Origin of the sequence: Trichococcus pasteurii (genome assembly GCF_900112935.1) — a bacterium.
GTDB lineage: Bacteria > Bacillota > Bacilli > Lactobacillales > Aerococcaceae > Trichococcus > Trichococcus pasteurii.
The window spans coordinates 1-15,387 of record NZ_FONM01000020.1 but is presented as its reverse complement, the minus strand read 5'-3'; the positions used below and the strand labels follow the sequence as shown (position 1 = coordinate 15,387).

The 15,387-nt window shown below is 44.8% G+C and carries 16 protein-coding genes and 1 riboswitch; of the genes, 14 read left to right on the top strand and 2 right to left on the bottom strand.

Annotated features, from left to right (window positions below; all coding sequences use genetic code 11):
- Window positions 1-25: 25 nt before the first annotated feature.
- From srlE to BM184_RS13055, 7 genes are all read left to right on the top strand, one after another.
- Window positions 26-1,033, top strand: coding sequence for a PTS glucitol/sorbitol transporter subunit IIB (gene srlE / locus BM184_RS13085; RefSeq protein WP_086941879.1), 1,008 nt, complete (start codon window positions 26-28; stop codon window positions 1,031-1,033).
- Window positions 1,034-1,106: 73 nt separating this feature from the next.
- Window positions 1,107-1,475, top strand: coding sequence for a PTS glucitol/sorbitol transporter subunit IIA (locus BM184_RS13080; protein ID WP_086941880.1), 369 nt, complete (start codon window positions 1,107-1,109; stop codon window positions 1,473-1,475).
- Window positions 1,476-1,481: 6 nt separating this feature from the next.
- A complete protein-coding gene (locus BM184_RS13075) occupies window positions 1,482-2,144 on the top strand; it encodes a transaldolase family protein (protein ID WP_086941881.1) in 663 nt (220 codons plus the stop codon).
- Window positions 2,145-2,240: 96 nt separating this feature from the next.
- A riboswitch (TPP riboswitch) is annotated at window positions 2,241-2,367 on the top strand.
- 147 nt (window positions 2,368-2,514) lie between these two features.
- Window positions 2,515-3,189: a thiaminase II gene (gene tenA, locus BM184_RS13070; RefSeq protein ID WP_086941882.1), complete on the top strand. Its 675-nt coding sequence runs from the start codon at window positions 2,515-2,517 to the stop codon at window positions 3,187-3,189.
- Window positions 3,190-3,224: 35 nt separating this feature from the next.
- Window positions 3,225-3,803: an ECF transporter S component gene (locus BM184_RS13065; RefSeq protein ID WP_086941883.1), complete on the top strand. Its 579-nt coding sequence runs from the start codon at window positions 3,225-3,227 to the stop codon at window positions 3,801-3,803.
- 14 nt (window positions 3,804-3,817) lie between these two features.
- Entirely contained in the window at window positions 3,818-5,305 is a 1,488-nt protein-coding gene (locus tag BM184_RS13060; protein ID WP_086941884.1) for an ABC transporter ATP-binding protein, read from the top strand.
- Window positions 5,302-6,066, top strand: coding sequence for an energy-coupling factor transporter transmembrane component T family protein (locus BM184_RS13055; protein ID WP_086941885.1), 765 nt, complete (start codon window positions 5,302-5,304; stop codon window positions 6,064-6,066). Before BM184_RS13060 ends, BM184_RS13055 begins: the two co-directional genes overlap by 4 nt.
- A gap of 310 nt (window positions 6,067-6,376) precedes the next feature.
- Here BM184_RS13055 and BM184_RS13045 read toward each other — a convergent pair whose 3' ends face one another.
- Window positions 6,377-6,733, bottom strand: coding sequence for a hypothetical protein (locus BM184_RS13045; RefSeq protein ID WP_086941887.1), 357 nt, complete (start codon window positions 6,731-6,733; stop codon window positions 6,377-6,379).
- A 166-nt stretch (window positions 6,734-6,899) separates the two neighbouring features.
- Between BM184_RS13045 and BM184_RS13040 the strand changes: the two genes are divergently transcribed.
- Both BM184_RS13040 and BM184_RS13035 read left to right on the top strand, forming a co-directional pair.
- Complete coding sequence (locus BM184_RS13040; RefSeq protein WP_086941888.1) at window positions 6,900-7,601, top strand: response regulator transcription factor; 702 nt, start codon at window positions 6,900-6,902, stop codon at window positions 7,599-7,601.
- Window positions 7,591-9,129, top strand: a complete 1,539-nt coding sequence (locus BM184_RS13035; protein ID WP_086941889.1) for a sensor histidine kinase — start codon at window positions 7,591-7,593, stop codon at window positions 9,127-9,129. Before BM184_RS13040 ends, BM184_RS13035 begins: the two co-directional genes overlap by 11 nt.
- A gap of 18 nt (window positions 9,130-9,147) precedes the next feature.
- Here BM184_RS13035 and BM184_RS13030 read toward each other — a convergent pair whose 3' ends face one another.
- The gene (locus tag BM184_RS13030; protein WP_177208667.1) at window positions 9,148-10,017 is read right to left on the bottom strand and encodes an Rgg/GadR/MutR family transcriptional regulator; all 870 of its coding nucleotides are present in this window, start codon (window positions 10,015-10,017) and stop codon (window positions 9,148-9,150) included.
- Window positions 10,018-10,809: 792 nt separating this feature from the next.
- On the opposite strand from BM184_RS13030, the gene BM184_RS13025 reads away from it, so the two are divergent.
- The 5 genes from BM184_RS13025 (at window position 10,810) to BM184_RS13005 (ending at window position 14,777) form a co-directional block, all read left to right on the top strand.
- The gene (locus BM184_RS13025) at window positions 10,810-11,031 is read left to right on the top strand and encodes an ATP-binding cassette domain-containing protein (protein ID WP_120488146.1); all 222 of its coding nucleotides are present in this window, start codon (window positions 10,810-10,812) and stop codon (window positions 11,029-11,031) included.
- 121 nt (window positions 11,032-11,152) lie between these two features.
- Entirely contained in the window at window positions 11,153-11,650 is a 498-nt protein-coding gene (locus tag BM184_RS13020; protein ID WP_086941891.1) for a hypothetical protein, read from the top strand.
- Window positions 11,651-11,652: 2 nt separating this feature from the next.
- Window positions 11,653-12,897 carry an efflux RND transporter periplasmic adaptor subunit gene (locus BM184_RS13015; RefSeq protein ID WP_086941892.1) on the top strand — a complete coding sequence of 415 codons (1,245 nt, stop codon included), beginning with the start codon at window positions 11,653-11,655 and terminating at the stop codon, window positions 12,895-12,897.
- A complete protein-coding gene (locus BM184_RS13010; RefSeq protein ID WP_086941893.1) occupies window positions 12,898-13,581 on the top strand; it encodes an ABC transporter ATP-binding protein in 684 nt (227 codons plus the stop codon).
- Window positions 13,578-14,777 carry an ABC transporter permease gene (locus tag BM184_RS13005; RefSeq protein WP_086941894.1) on the top strand — a complete coding sequence of 400 codons (1,200 nt, stop codon included), beginning with the start codon at window positions 13,578-13,580 and terminating at the stop codon, window positions 14,775-14,777. Before BM184_RS13010 ends, BM184_RS13005 begins: the two co-directional genes overlap by 4 nt.
- Window positions 14,778-15,387 lie beyond the last annotated feature (610 nt).

Genomic DNA, 15,387 nt, shown 5'->3' with positions numbered 1-15,387 from the left:
CATGAGAACGAGAGGGGTATTCATTATGACAAAATATAACAGCATCAAAGTGGAAAAAGGTTCCGGCGGCTGGGGCGGACCACTGATCATCACACCAACAGAGCAAAAACATAAATTCATCTACATCGTAGGCGGCGGAGAAAAACCTGCCATCGTAGACAGAATCGCTGAACTTACAGGGATGGAAGCCGTAAATGGATTCAAAACATCCATTCCGGATGATGAAACAGCTTTGGCTATCATCGACTGCGGCGGAACATTGAGATGCGGCATCTATCCTCAAAAAGGCATCCCGACAATCAACGTCGTTGCCACCGGCAAATCAGGTCCTTTGGCTAAATACATCAACGAAGAAATTTACGTTTCAAATGTTGGTTTGAATCAGATCCAAGTCACCGGCGAGACAGCAAATGTAGCGGGAACAAGCGCAGCAGCTGCAGAACCAGTGGCAGAAGAGAAAGTCGCTTACACTACAGACAAAAAACTGACGCAACAAAATGCAGAAAAAGGCAGCGTAGTGGCAAAAATCGGTTTGGCTGCAGGTAAAGGGATCGCCATCATGCTGCAATCAGCCCGTGAAGCGGTGCAGACAGTCTTGCAGACAATCATTCCGTTCATGGCCTTTGTAGCGATGCTGATCGGTATCATCCAAGGCAGCGGAATCGGTAATATGTTCGCGAAAATGATGATTCCATTGGCCGGCAATGTTTGGGGATTGATGGTCATCGGTTTCATCTGCTCCTTGCCGATCCTTTCTCCGCTATTGGGACCTGGTGCAGTAATCGCGCAAGTAATCGGAACATTGATCGGTGTTGAAATCGGTAAAGGCAATATCGAACCAAGCTTAGCTTTACCAGCTTTATTCGCCATCAACACACAAAATGCTTGCGATTTCATTCCAGTCGGGTTAGGCTTGCAAGAAGCAGAAGCTAAAACAGTAGAAGTCGGCGTGCCATCTGTTCTTTATTCTCGATTCCTGAACGGTGTGCCCCGCGTATTCGTCGCTTGGTTAGCAAGCTTCGGACTATACTAAGAAAAATAAGAAAGGCTGAACGGATTCGTTCAGCCTTTGGTTAAAAACTAATAATCGGAAAAGGTGAAGAAAAATGTCAATTTATTCAACGGTAGTCACAGAAATCGGACCTAATGCTAAGGAGTTTTTAGCTGAGGATATGATGGTATTGTTCGGAGACGATGCTCCGGAAGCATTGCGGCCTTATTGCTTCCTGATCGAACAAAATGCACTGGAGCAGGATATTCAACTAGGACACGCGTTGGTTATCGGCGATGAAAGTTATCGCGTCACAGCTGTGGGTAATGTGGTCAACAAAAACCTCAGGGATCTGGGGCACATCACCATCAACTTCAGCGGGGAAACCGTCGCTGAATTGGCAGGCTCGCTGTATGTTGAAAACAAAACAGTGAACGAAATCGCGGAAGGAACCATCATCAAAATCACTGAAACTGTGGGGTAGTGGCGTATGTACATAGATTCGAACGACATCAAAGCAATCGGAAGTTTTTTGAAAAGCGGATTTCTGAAAGGAGTCACCACCAACCCGACAATTTTGTCGACTGGTTCCGGCAGTCGCTTCAAACAATTACAAGATTTATTGGCTTTGGAGCCGACGGAACTTTTTGTACAATTGCTGGGTACGACTTCTGAAGAAATGTTTGCCGATTATGAAGCAATAAAGACATTTGATGCAAATCACCGACTTTCGATAAAGATTCCCGTGACAAAAGCAGGCTTGGAAACAATCAAAAAAGTGAAAAAGGATGATCCGGAAAGAGCGATCCTGGGCACGCTGATCTACTCTGCGGACCAGGGGATCCTGGCCGCCGCAGCCGGATGCGATTATCTGGCACCGTATGTGAACAGGATGCTGAACAATGCGATCGATCCCTACAAGGCGATCCGTTCGATGCGGACCTTCATCGATGCCAGAGGCTACAGGACCAAAATCATGGCAGCGAGCTTCAAAAACTCCCAACAAGTCATCGATTCTTTGGAGGCGGGCGCCCATACTGCCACAATCCCTCCGGATGTCCTGAATAACATGCTGAACAAAGATTTGGCGCTGCAGGCATTGCAGGTTTTTGAAGCGGATGGACAAGCGTTGTTGACTGCATATGGTGAATAAACACAAGAAACGGTGACGTTTGGTGCAACAGGGCGAGTTGACTTCCGGAAAAATTATGATACGATAGGAACAACAGCAAATGAACTGAATATTCTTTTTAACCACTAGGGGTGCTTTACCGGCGGATGACTGTCCGCCAAAAAGCTGAGATCGAAGTAGGACTTCGAGACCCTTAGAACCTGATCTGGTTTGTACCAGCGTAGGGAAGTGGCAGCCTTTTTTGGCTAAGTAAGTCCCTATTGCATAAGGAACATACAACCACTTTTTTCCGTTGGGAAGAGAGTGGTTTTTTTGTTTGCAAAAATCAAGAGCGGCCGTCCGGATGAGTCGGGACCCTGGCGGATCGCTCACAGCATATGGAGGGAAAGCAATGACATTTTCAGCACAAATCCGCCAAGCGGTTGAACCAATCTGGGCAGCCAGCATGGAGCATCCGTTCGTTAAAGGGATCGGGGACGGCACTTTGCCTTTGGAGAATTTCCGTTTCTATATCCAGCAGGATTCCTATTACCTGACGCGCTTCGCCAAAATTTTGGCCCTTGGTGCAGCCAAAGCACCGGATATCGCGACTACCAACCAGTTCGCCGACTTCGCGAAGCATACGTACAGCGCCGAAATCGGTCTGCATGAACAGTTTTCGAAAAGGCTGGGCATCACCGCGGAGGAAAAAGAGCTTTTCAAGCCCGCGCCCACAACCTATGCCTACACTTCCCATCTCTATCGCGCCGGCCACGCAGGTCACCTAGGCGATGTCGTCGCCGCTGTTCTGCCTTGCTACTGGCTCTACGCCGAGATCGGGGATGCCTTCATTGACGCAGCACCTGAAGAACCGATCTATCAGGAATGGATCGCTACCTATGGCGGGAAGGATTTTCAGGACCGGGTGGATGAGCAGATTGCGCATCTGGACAAGATTGCCGCAGCCGTGAGCGAAGCCGACCGAGAAAGGATGAAAGAGCATTTCATCATCAGCAGCCAGTACGAGTACGCGTTTTGGGAAATGGCCTATCGCATGGAAACGTGGCCGGTACCGTTGGAAAAATAAAAGACAAAATCAAACACAAAGAGGAGACAGAAAAAATGAAAAAAGAATTGAAGCTTACAGATATTTTGGTGACGATCGTCATCGCCATCGCTTTCGGGATTGTCTACATCCTGTGGGGAACAGTCTATTACGCGGTGCAGCCGTTGGGTCTCCATCTTGATCAACTGCTTTACGGCATGTGGTTCATCGCCGGTACCGTCGCCTATTTCATCATCCGCAAACCGGGTGTGGCGCTGTTGGCGGAAATCGCTGCGGCTTCAGGCGAATTCCTTTTGGGTTCGCCATGGGGTCTGACCGTCTTGCTTTCCGGCGTGGTGCAGGGATTGTTTGCGGAATTGGTGTTCATGGCTTTCCGCTACAAACGTTTTGACCTGAAGGTTGCCGCTTTGGCAGCTTCGGCATCTTGTGTGGGTTCGCTTTTGGTGGATGCTTTGAACGGGCAGATCGCTGAGTTGGCTCCTTGGAACTTGGCGCTTTACTTGCTGGCCCGTTTTGCCGGATCGATTTTCTTTGCCGGCGTGCTGGCCTATTATTTGGCGGAAGTCCTGGAGGATACCGGCGTGACGAACCTTGTCCGTCCGCTTTCGACTGAAGATTTCACAGATATGGATTAAGGAGGATGGCGGAAATGGAGCGGCAAGCGTATGTGGAGAAACTGAAACTGAAATTTCCCGGCGATGCCGAGTTGTTGTTCAGGGACCTTTCCTTTTCGGTCGCTGAAGGCGAAAAAGTGCTGCTTTTGGGGCCATCCGGCTGCGGCAAATCCACGCTGCTGCAGGTTTTGAGCGGGCTGATTCCGCAATCGATCGAAGTGCCGATGAAGGCCGATAAGCTTGTGACGCCGGCTTCCTGGGGCTATGTTTTCCAGGACCCGGACAGCCAATTCTGCATGCCCTACGTTGATGAGGAGCTCGCTTTCGTGCTCGAAAATCTCTCGGTTCCACGCGAAGAGATGGCTGCCAAAATAGACTTTGCGCTCCGGCAAGTAGGCTTGGAATTGGCGGACAGCCATATCCCCATCGCAAGCCTTTCTGGCGGGATGAAGCAGCGGCTGGCGATCGCCTCGGTGTTGGCCTTGGATCCGGAGGTGCTCTTTTTGGATGAGCCCTCCGCCATGCTCGATCCGGAAGGGACGGAAACGATCTGGGAGGTCCTGAAGCAAGTCTGCAAGGACAAAACGGTCATCATTGTGGAACACAAAATTGATCATGTGCTGGCATTCGCCGAACGGCTTGTATTGTTCGATGCATCCGGCCGCATCATCGCCGATGGACCGAACGCAACAATCTTCTCGGCCTACAAGGATGAGATGAAGGAGCAAGGCATCTGGTTCCCGGGGGTATGGGACCAACATCTGGCAGAAACGCCGTTGGAACGAGAGCAAAAGGCCTTTAGATTGCAAAGTCCGCTGCTGGAATTGCGCGATTTCAAAGGCTTGCGCAATGGGGAAATAAAAATTCAAGGTGCCGGGCTGGCTGCCTATCCGGGTGAATGGGTCATCATCCGCGGCCAAAATGGAGCTGGGAAAAGCACCTTCCTCCATGCCGTCATGCAGTTCATCAAAACGAGCGGGCACTACGAGCTGGAGGGGAAGCCAATCAGAAAATTGAAGAAGTTGGCCGAACGGGTGGCTTTTGTTTTCCAGAATCCGGAGTACCAGTTTGTGGCGAATACAGTCTACGAAGAGATGGCTTATTCGCTCCGGTTGGACGGCAAGGGAAATTCGGAAATCGAGAAGCTTGTGGAGGAATATCTGGAGCTTTTCCAGTTGAGCGGGCAGCGGGAGAAAAATCCTTTCCAACTTTCGATGGGACAAAAACGGCGTCTGAGCGTAGCGGCGACGATCATCCAAGGCCAACAGCTGATCCTTCTGGATGAACCGACTTTCGGGCTTGATTCCCAAAACACTTTTGCGCTGCTGGAATTTTTGGAGAGCTACCGGAAAAAGGGCGCCGTCATCCTGATGGTGACGCATGATGAAGTGCTCTCACGGAACTATGGCACAACGTTTTGGACGGTTGCAGATGGCAAAATCCGGGACACAACCGGATCGGCTACGGACATGCAGACTGCATTCTCCGCTGAATTGCGATTGGAAGGGGGGATATACGGATGAAGGAATGGGAACAAGCGAAAGAAACCTGGCTTCACCGTGTCAATCCTAGCTTGAAATTAGGCATGGCGCTGCTGCTCTGCATCGCTGTACTGTTTGTCCGCAACCTTGAGATTATGGCCTTCATCGGCAGTGGGCTTTTGGTCCTGTTCCTGCTGTTCACGGGACAGCCGTTGAAGCGGATCTTGTTGCTGTTGATTCCTTTCTGTGCCATTTTCGTGTCGACAGCCAGCGCCATGATCATGTTCGGGAAAGGCGAAACGCTTTGGTTCGAATGGGGGCTGATCCGCATCACTGAGGAGAGTTTTTTGCGGGGCATGCTGATAGGACTGCGCGCCATGGTCTTCGCCGTTTTGGGCTTGACCTTCGCATTGACGACCCGTCCGGTCAATTTGTTCTATTCGTTGATGCAGCAGCTGCGCCTGGATCCGAAATATGCCTACAGCTTCATGGCTGCGCTGCGGTTGATTCCTATCATGACGGAAGAATTCGAAACGATCCGCAATGCTCGCAAGGTGCGCGGAAGCGAAAAGGTGAAAGGCTTGCAGGGTATTCTCTTCAGGATGAAGGTCTACACCATCCCGCTCTTGTCAGGGAGCATCCGGCGTGCGCATCGCATCGCCGTGGCGATGGAAGCGAAAAGGTTTTCCGGCAATGAGAGCCGGACCTACTATTATAAGATAGGTTTTTCCGGCAACGATTTTGTTTTCCTCGCGTACATGGCGCTGCTTGCGGTCATGAGTTATGGGCGAAGCATTGGATAGGTTGAGGAGTTTTTGCATGGAGAAGTTGTGGGGCTACCCAGCTCCGGTTAAGGAGGCTTCGCCGGAGTTGACACCACATTCAGATGCCGTCTTCCGACCAGCTGAAGCTACATCGGAGAAGAGCCCATCTATTTACCGGCTCCTCCGGCGAACGAAAGCCTGGCCGGAGCTGGCGGGTATGTTTTTGCAGTCTTGTTCTCTCGATCTGTGGGATTTCAGCTGCAAAAGTGGAATACGCACAAAAAGGGGCGATCTCATTGCGAGACCGCCCCTTCTTGTCTTATAGTCTTCACTCTAATGTGATGGACTGTTATTCAGTTTGGCAAGATTGATCGCGGACACCGTTTTTGCCGTCATTGTCCGTTTCAGCCGTACCGTATTGGTTGCCGTCGCCGTCTGCTTCGCCCGTAGCGTTTTGGTTACCATCCTGATTGGCTTGCGTACCCGTTCCATCGCACGTGCCGCTTTTCTCGCGGGCACGTTTCATGGTTGCCTCTTCATTGCCTTGTTTTTTTGCTCCTTCATTTGTGCATTCGCCTGACTTGATTTGCTCTTGGGTCATCGTGCCGTTCTGGGCTGCCGTGTCGCTCGCTGCCAGTACCGGTGCTGCACCTCCAACAAAAAAGCCTGCAACGGATAGGATGGTCATGATTCTTGTCTTGTTCATTTTTGTTTCCCCCTGGTATGATTTTTTGTTATTTCTTACTGACCTAAGAATAATCAAAAAGTATGGCAGAAGCGTGTTTTTAAAGGCACATTTGTGTGGTATTATCGGGGTGAAAACATAATCTTGCCATATTTTTGCAGTATGATTTCCCCGAGGAGGGAGTACGATGGTAAAGCTATTGATTGCGGATGACAACAAACAAATAACATCCATCCTGAAGGAGTATTCAGAAAAGGATGGCTACGAGGCGGTCGTCGCCTATGATGGCGAACAGGCGCTGCAGGAATTCGGGAAAGACAAATTCGATTTGATTTTGCTGGATGTGATGATGCCGAAAAAGGATGGCTTCGAAGTGTGCAGGGAAATCCGGAAAGTTTCCTCGATTCCCATCATCATGGTGACCGCCAGAGGGGAAGATTTTGAACGGATCATGGGCTTGGATATCGGAGCGGACGACTACATCGTCAAGCCTTTTTCGCCGGGTGAAGTGATGGCGCGCATTCGGGCAATCCTACGGCGGTTGGATCAGACATCGGACAACAAGGATCACCATAAACTCTACGTCCATGAAAATCTGGAGATCCGATTGGACGAATTCATCGTAAAGGTCGCCGGGCACCAAGTCCATCTCACGAAAAAAGAGATCGAGCTGCTTTGGATTTTGGCGACAAACAAGAACAAGGTGTTCAGCCGCGACAATCTGTTGGATAGTGTCTGGGGCTACGACTATTTCGGCGATAATCGGACGGTCGACTCGCACATCAAGCGCCTGCGGGCAAAGATCGATCAAATTCCCCATCCGTCGTGGGACATCAAAACCGTTTGGGGCATCGGCTACAAATTTGAGGTGAACCCAGATGAAGTATAAGATCACCCGCAAACTGGTCCTCTATTTCACTTCCGTCATCTTGCTGTTTTCCTTGGTTGTCGGAGGGGCCTTCCTGCTGCTGTTCACCCGTCATACCGAACAAATTTACCGGGCGGATATGCAGGAACGGGCTGAGGCGATTGCTGCCGGCGTGGCGGATTATTTGGAAGACGGGAGTACCGCTTTAGATGAGGTTCCGGTCATTGCAAAGGGCAGTGCCAACGGTAAACAAACAGGAACTGCCCTGCTCGCACAAATTGGGGCGACGGGGACAACCGGGCGCAACAATACGAGCGGATACAACACCTATATCACGGCCATTCAGGATATCGCGATGGGCGAGGTATGGATCGTCGACCAATCCGCAGAGACAATCAGTGTCGGAACCGGCAAAAAAGCGATCACCTATGCCGAACTACCAAGCGCTGCGCTTGCGCTTGTCGATGAGGTATTCGAAGGGGACGTCGCCTTCAGCGAAGGCTTCAGCCCGTTGTTGGAGGATACCTCCATCACGGTCGGGGCGCCGGTGCTCTCCGCAGAAGGGGAGGTTATCGCTGCGGTCCTTTTGCACGACTATATCGCAAACATGCAGGCTGCCGTGCGGTCGGGATTTTCGACTTTGGGAATCAGCTTGGCTTTGGCTTTGATCGCCGCGGTCGGGATAGCGGTCCTGTTGGCGAAACGGTTCATCCAGCCGCTGAAGAGGATGGAAGAAACGACACAGCAGTTGGCGGATAACCATTACGAAGCCCAAACGGGGATCATTCAAAATGATGAAATGGGTTCGCTTGCCGCCAACATCGATATCCTGGCGGACAAGTTGGCTGAGGCTGCGCAAGAAAGCGCCAAGTTGGATAAGATGCGCAAGGATTTCATCACGAGCATTTCCCATGAATTGCGCACGCCGGTCACGGTCATCCGCGGCTCGCTGGAGGCCTTGAACGATCATGTCGTCGAGGATCCCGCCAAAATCGATGAATACTACCAACAGATGTTGACCGAAAGCATCCATCTGGAGCGGATGATCAACGATCTGCTGGAGCTGTCGCGGCTGCAGAACCCGGACTATCAAATGGAGATGAGTTCCTTGAATTTTGTGGATGTCGTGGAGAACGCCATCCGTTCCGTGCGCTACATCGCCAGGGAAAAGGAAATCACGCTGACTTTCACAAAGGAGCCGCTGACGTTCATGCTGATGGGCGACTATACCCGGCTGCGGCAGATGCTGCTTGCCGTGATGGAGAATGCCGTCAAATTTTCAGCCGAAAAGAGTGAAATCCGGATCACGTTGACTGGCGCAGGTGAGGGCTGCCGATTGGCTATCACTGACAACGGGCCAGGAATCCCGGAAAAGGATCAACCATACATCTTCGAAAAGTTCTTCAAATCAAACGAAGAAAGCAACAAGCAAGGCACAGGTCTGGGTTTGGCCGTCGCCAAGCAGATAGCCGATCGCCACGGCATCGTTTTGTCGGTCGAAAGCACCCCGGGAAAAGGCTCCACCTTTCTATTTGACCTGAAACAATAAAAATCAGCTGCAGAGTGATCACTGCAGCTGATTTTTTTGTTTGTTTTCTAATATATGTTCTATGAGCCCAGTAGACATAATTGCCATCTTTTCCATATTTAAGAATTGCATGGTCTGAATACAATCCTTAACGACTTCATCACCCTTAGAGTCATCAATCAAAATGAGTTTAACCCCAATCAAAAATTTCTGTAAGAGAGCTTCATAAGCTTGATCTTCATTCAAAGGATGTTTTTCCAATATACGAATATATATCAGCGCCTGATGAATTTCATTTTTACTGATGAATGCAATGATGGCGTTTATTAGTAGTCTGAATCCTTCGTTTGCATAAGGATTTATTTCTTTATAGTAAGCTAACTTGTTGATTGCTTTTGGCAATATTTGTTTTAAAGCTTCGGCATCAAAATAGAACATAGAATTATTGAACATGACAAGTTCGTAACGCGTCCATGTTTCCGTTTTGACCAGGTATTTATATAATTCATTCTCTTTAAGATCTATATTTTTATGTTCAAGCCTTGCCAGAAGGACCTCTGTCAGTGAGGCCAAATGACTATATAATACATTTTTGTCGAGGGCATACTCGTTCCGGCAATGCTGCAGTATAAAATTAAGCTCATGAATATTCTGATCTTCAAACGCATGCTTCAATTCTTTCATTAATTGTTTTTCAACGTTATCTGTATACCCATTACACATAAATTCAATTTCTTCCAAGCTTACATGTAATTTTTCCAATAGTTCCAAAAAATGCGAGGTATACAAATCAGTTTTCCCGTTAATATAACGATTAAAGCTGGCTCTGGACATACTGTTGCCAATCGCTTCTTCAATTTTTATATTCTTATCTTTTCTAAGAGTTGCGACTGCTTCATAAATTTCCATAAGAACTCCTTTTATCAGCACTATAAAACGTCTCATCTTTGCAACAAAAGTTTCTTGTTCGTGTCATTTTTCCGTTAATCACCCATGTAAAAATATACTCCTTATAACAATATTATTTAGGAGGCATTACTATGTGGGGATTTATGATTTTTTTAATTCTATAATTCGCTGTGAATAGATGCACATGGTTTTGCATAAAGAAATTTCTGGCGTGGCAGAAAAAAGTACAATTTTAGGTTTCCAACAGTCTGTTAGCGTTCCATTCTTTTGTCACGATGTAATGGGAGCGTTTGACTTTATCAGTATATCAGAATATGTAAAATATATGAACGATAAACTATTAGATTTTGGTTTTCTGCAAATATATTACTATTCAGCCTGAAGTAGGATTATTAGCAACTATAATCTGGATGTGTGTGGGAGGGGAAACATTGATTAAACATCTTTTCGACAATATACACACCGGGGATATTTTTTTCAATTTTTAATCTATTCATAAGTCAATAAACCATTAAAATAACCCCTTTTATTAATATGTTAGTCGTTCAAATGATTCTATTATTTTCGTTATTGGGATTATACTTAATAAATATATATATTATTAAATATTTAGGAGGTGTTAATTTTGAAAAAAAGTAACATTATTATATTCATATTTGTATTAGTTTTTTTTATTATTACATTTTTTGCTCGTAAATATTTCTCAAATGAAATATCTTCTCTCATATCTATCTTAATAATTTCATTATTTATAGTTATTTATCACTATTTTCAGTAACTCAGGAGGGGAAAATGAATAATACGATAATTGAGGTTAGTAACCTTACCAAAAAATACGGAAATTATATAGCTTTGAATGATTTGAACATTTCTATTAAGAAAAATGAAATTTTTGGATTTTTAGGGCCATCTGGTGCTGGTAAATCTACACTAATAAATGTGATTACTGGACAATTAGGATACGAAAAAGGGAACTCACATATATTTGATAAAAATTGGATGCTGATTTCATAAGGTAACAGAGTATAATGCATAAATTTATAAACAGAAACGTTGTTATATCAATTTTTTGAACTCGTTCTCAAGGTGCGAAAGTTGAGTTAAAATATATCAATGAAAAGGTGTGTATCTAAAAATGAAAACAAAAGACAAACCGCATTATCTTAAAAAGGCTAAAAATTGGAATATGGTGTTATTAGTTTTAAAAGCTCTGGGGCTGCTCACATCAATTATAGGGCTAGCGGGAGTCTTAAATCCTGACAAATCGCTCTACACAGAAGCCGTCTACGGATCTTCAGCCACGCAATTATATGAACAAGCAAATAGTATAGGAACAAAAGCTTATGCCGTTATTGGCGTAATCATCTCGATTACAATCCTGATTATGCTCATCTCTGCACATAAAAAACTAAAAGAAGGCGTCGCAACTGCAAAAACGCCTTACTACCTCCATTTATTTTGGATCGTAACTGGGATTATTTATTCCTTGCTGTTCACTCCCAAAATAGAAATTCAAGGATTTACCGAATTTGCCAGCATGATCTCGATCGTAAGTATTGGTCTACAAGCGCTTGTTTCCCTACCAGCGATTTTGTCCATAATCTACCTATTTAAAGCCGAAACAGAGGCGTAGAAATGAAGAGAGACAAGCTAAAGGAAGAGCACGACATTAAAAAAGGCTTTAAAATGAATCCACTATCCAAAAAGAAGCGCATAATCTTTAGTGCCGTATGGGGAGTGATCGCCATTTTAGCGATCAGTACGGCATTTTTTTTCAAACAAAAACAGCAGCAGGAACCTGCAGTGGCTTCCTATGACGCGGTAACGATAAAAAAAGCCGATGATTTAATTTTTAATGGATCCGTTGCGGCTCAAAATGTAGAGGAATTCTATTTTGATCAGACAAAGGGCGAGGTTTCTGACATTTTAGTAACCAATAATCAAGAGATCAGTGCAGACACGGTAGTCTTGGTTTATCAAAACGAAACCGTACAAGATCAAATAACGGAACAGCAACAAACGCTCGATAAACTAGCTTTAGCGGTGAATAATGCACAAGAAAATCTGGACAACACGTATACAAAAAAACAAAATATCCGGAATAGTTTGAATGAAGCATTAAGTATATTCAATAATGCTGATGCCGATTCAATGGAAGGTCAAACCATTCGCCAAGAAGAACAAGCTAAAATGGATCAGTATAAAGAAGCTATTTATTCTCAGGAAGAAGTCATCTCACAAGCGCAGCAGGCACTGGATTCCGCAAACTTGGATTTATCCACTTCCACTCAAAACATGGAACTTGCCAAGAATAAAATTACAACAAATGTAGCAGCGACAACTGACGGAACCGCCATTGTGGAACCGAAAGGGAAAACAAATGCGAGTGTTCCCGTTATTAAGATTTTAGGCAAAGACACGATCATAAAAGCATTAGTTTCCGAGTATGATTACAGACACTTAGCAACAGATCAAGCTGTGGAAATCCAATTGCTGAACAGTAATAAAAAAATTGCAGGTACGATTACAGAAGTCAGTATATTGCCGGAGTCTACGGCTACTGAGGGGACTGCGACGGCACAATCTAATGTGGCAAATTATTCCTTCAAAGTAAAACCATCAGAAAATTTACAATATGGGTATAGTTGCCAAATTTATGTACCCGTTAATGAACTGCGTATACCCGAAAAGGCAATCCTGAACGAAGAGGATAAGCAGTATGTTTTTGTCTATTCCAAAGGAACTGTCAAAAAACAGCCAATCCTGTCAGAAAATAGAGACGGTGTTTTTGTTGTCACAGAGGGATTAAAAGAAAAAGATCGAATTATTTCCAATCCGTCCCAAGATTTAAAAGACGGCCAAGAAGTGATGGTGAATTAGATGATCAGTTTGGTTAATGTGAATAAATACTATAAGAACGATGAAGAAAGCCTGCATGTCCTAAAAAATATTAATCTGGCGATTGCTCCAGGTGAAATGATTGCCATTATGGGTCCATCGGGATCGGGCAAATCAACCTTAATTAATTTACTAGGATTCATCGATAAACAATTCGAAGGACAGTACTTATTCGAGGGAAAGGCTTTATTGACTTCTTCCGATGAAATCCTCTCAAAAATCCGGAATCAAACTGTGGGCTTTGTGTTTCAAAATTTCAGCTTGATCGAAAATAATACTGTTTTTGAAAATGTTGAATTACCCTTGCTTTATAATGGCTATAAATTTCATCAAACAGAAGAAAAGGTAATGGCTGTTTTGAAAAAAGTTGGCCTAGCCGATAAGGCGGATAAACACCTGAAACAATTATCTGGCGGTCAACAGCAGCGAGTGGCAATTGCCAGAGCGTTGATCAACCAACCTAAATTCCTCATTGCGGATGAGCCAACGGGGGCATTGGATTCGCATACTTCTGAGGAAATTATGAAGTTATTTGTGGATTTGAATACCCAAGATCAGGTTACGATTATTCTCGTTACACATAACCCTGATATGGTCCCTTATTGTTCAAGATTAATAAGTATTCGCGATGGTGAGATTATTGAAGATAAGGCGTTACGCCAATGAACATATACGTTAATTGGCGAACTGCTACTAAAGCAATCTTAAAAAACAGAAAACGAAGCCTGTTAACAATATTTGGCATTGTTATTGGGATTGCCTCCGTCATCACTATTTTATCAATCGGTCGCGGATTTGAGAAAGAAACGTTAAAGAATTTAACCAATGGTGAAACGGATGAAGTAACCATACAAGTAAATTATGCCCCAAGTAACGATAGTCTGAACTCTAGCAGTTTGGATTATTTCACAGATGTAGACATTGCAACCGTAAAGCAAGTTGAGGGTGTACAATCCGCAAATTACCCTGACCCAGATTATTCGAACATTTATAAAAGTATCTATATTAAAGGCAAAAAACAAAATAAACAAGTTTCTTTAATAAATGATCTGGGTAAGGAGCCCATCGCTGGACGCCAGCTAACCTCGTATGAAAACGAGACACTGGGTAAAGTTGCTATGATAGATTCTGTTACCGCAAAAGAGATGTATGGAAGTGTTGAAAATGCATTGGATCGTGGTATTGAATTAGAAGGCCATCTATTTAAAATAATTGGGATTTATCGAGGCTCGGAGTCAGAAAGCATGTTTTCTATGCCAGAAAGCAACATTCAAATTCCCAAAAAAACATATCTGAACTATTTTAATGAGACTGCTGAAAAATCTTCCTTGACCGTAACCTTAGAAAAAGGGGTGTCTCCTAGTTCCGTGACAATGGATGTGATTGAACAACTCGAGGAAAAGGGCGCAATGAAAGCTTTTGGTGAGTATCAAGTATTCGATACCGCCTTATTAACGGACGGGATCAGTAAAATTCTCCGGACAATCACCGTATTTATTTCAGCAGTTGCTGGCATATCACTATTTATTGCAGGTGTAGGTGTCATGAATATGATGTACATTTCTGTCTCAGAAAGGACAAAGGAGATTGGGATTCGACGTGCGCTGGGAGCGACCCAAAATTCCATTCGGATGCAATTTCTTTTGGAGGGCGTCACACTGACCTTGTTTGGAGGGATTGTGGGCTATATTGTAGGCATCGGTTTGGCTTACATCATTGGATCCATCATTGACATTCCAATTTCAATTGAATTTTTCACTGTGTTTTTAGCCATAAGTGTATCGACTGGGATCGGTTTGATTTTTTCTGTCATGCCTGCTTCAGCAGCTGCTAAAAAAGACCTGATCGAAACATTAAGATAATCCAAGAGGTGCCATTTTAGGTGACACTGAATATTTGGAGGTAGGACGTATGAAAAAATCACTTTATATATTTGTTAATTTGATGTTTGGAATAGTGCTCATTTCTTTAGTTTTTATTTTCTTATTAGGTTACCTTGAGAACGTAAGTAAGAATACTTACATTTTTGGAGGAATACTATTAATGCTGGGAATAGCGTTTAACTGGTATATGTTTATTAGAATAGTAAAAAAAAGAGTATAGATACATGGAGAACAGACGAAAAAAGTTAAGGTTATCAGTGACGCTATGCTGTGCTGTTTGTGGCAAGATAAACGTACATACAATTGCAGCGCAAAAGTACATAGCTCCGCAAGCAGCTTAGGGTAAAATAAAAAGCCATTGCGGGCGTCCTGAAATTCCTCTAAAGTTATAGTTCCGACACTGTAACTGGAGGTAAGAAAGGGAATGCTCGCAATGACCGATATTAATACTATCAGAAATCTACGAAACAATCACGATAAATCTATTCAACACATAGCTGACGAATTGGAAATCAACTGGCGCACCGCAAAAAAGTATGCAGATGAGGATCTTTTACCTGAGCCGAAGGTCCGAAAGAAAACGGGCATG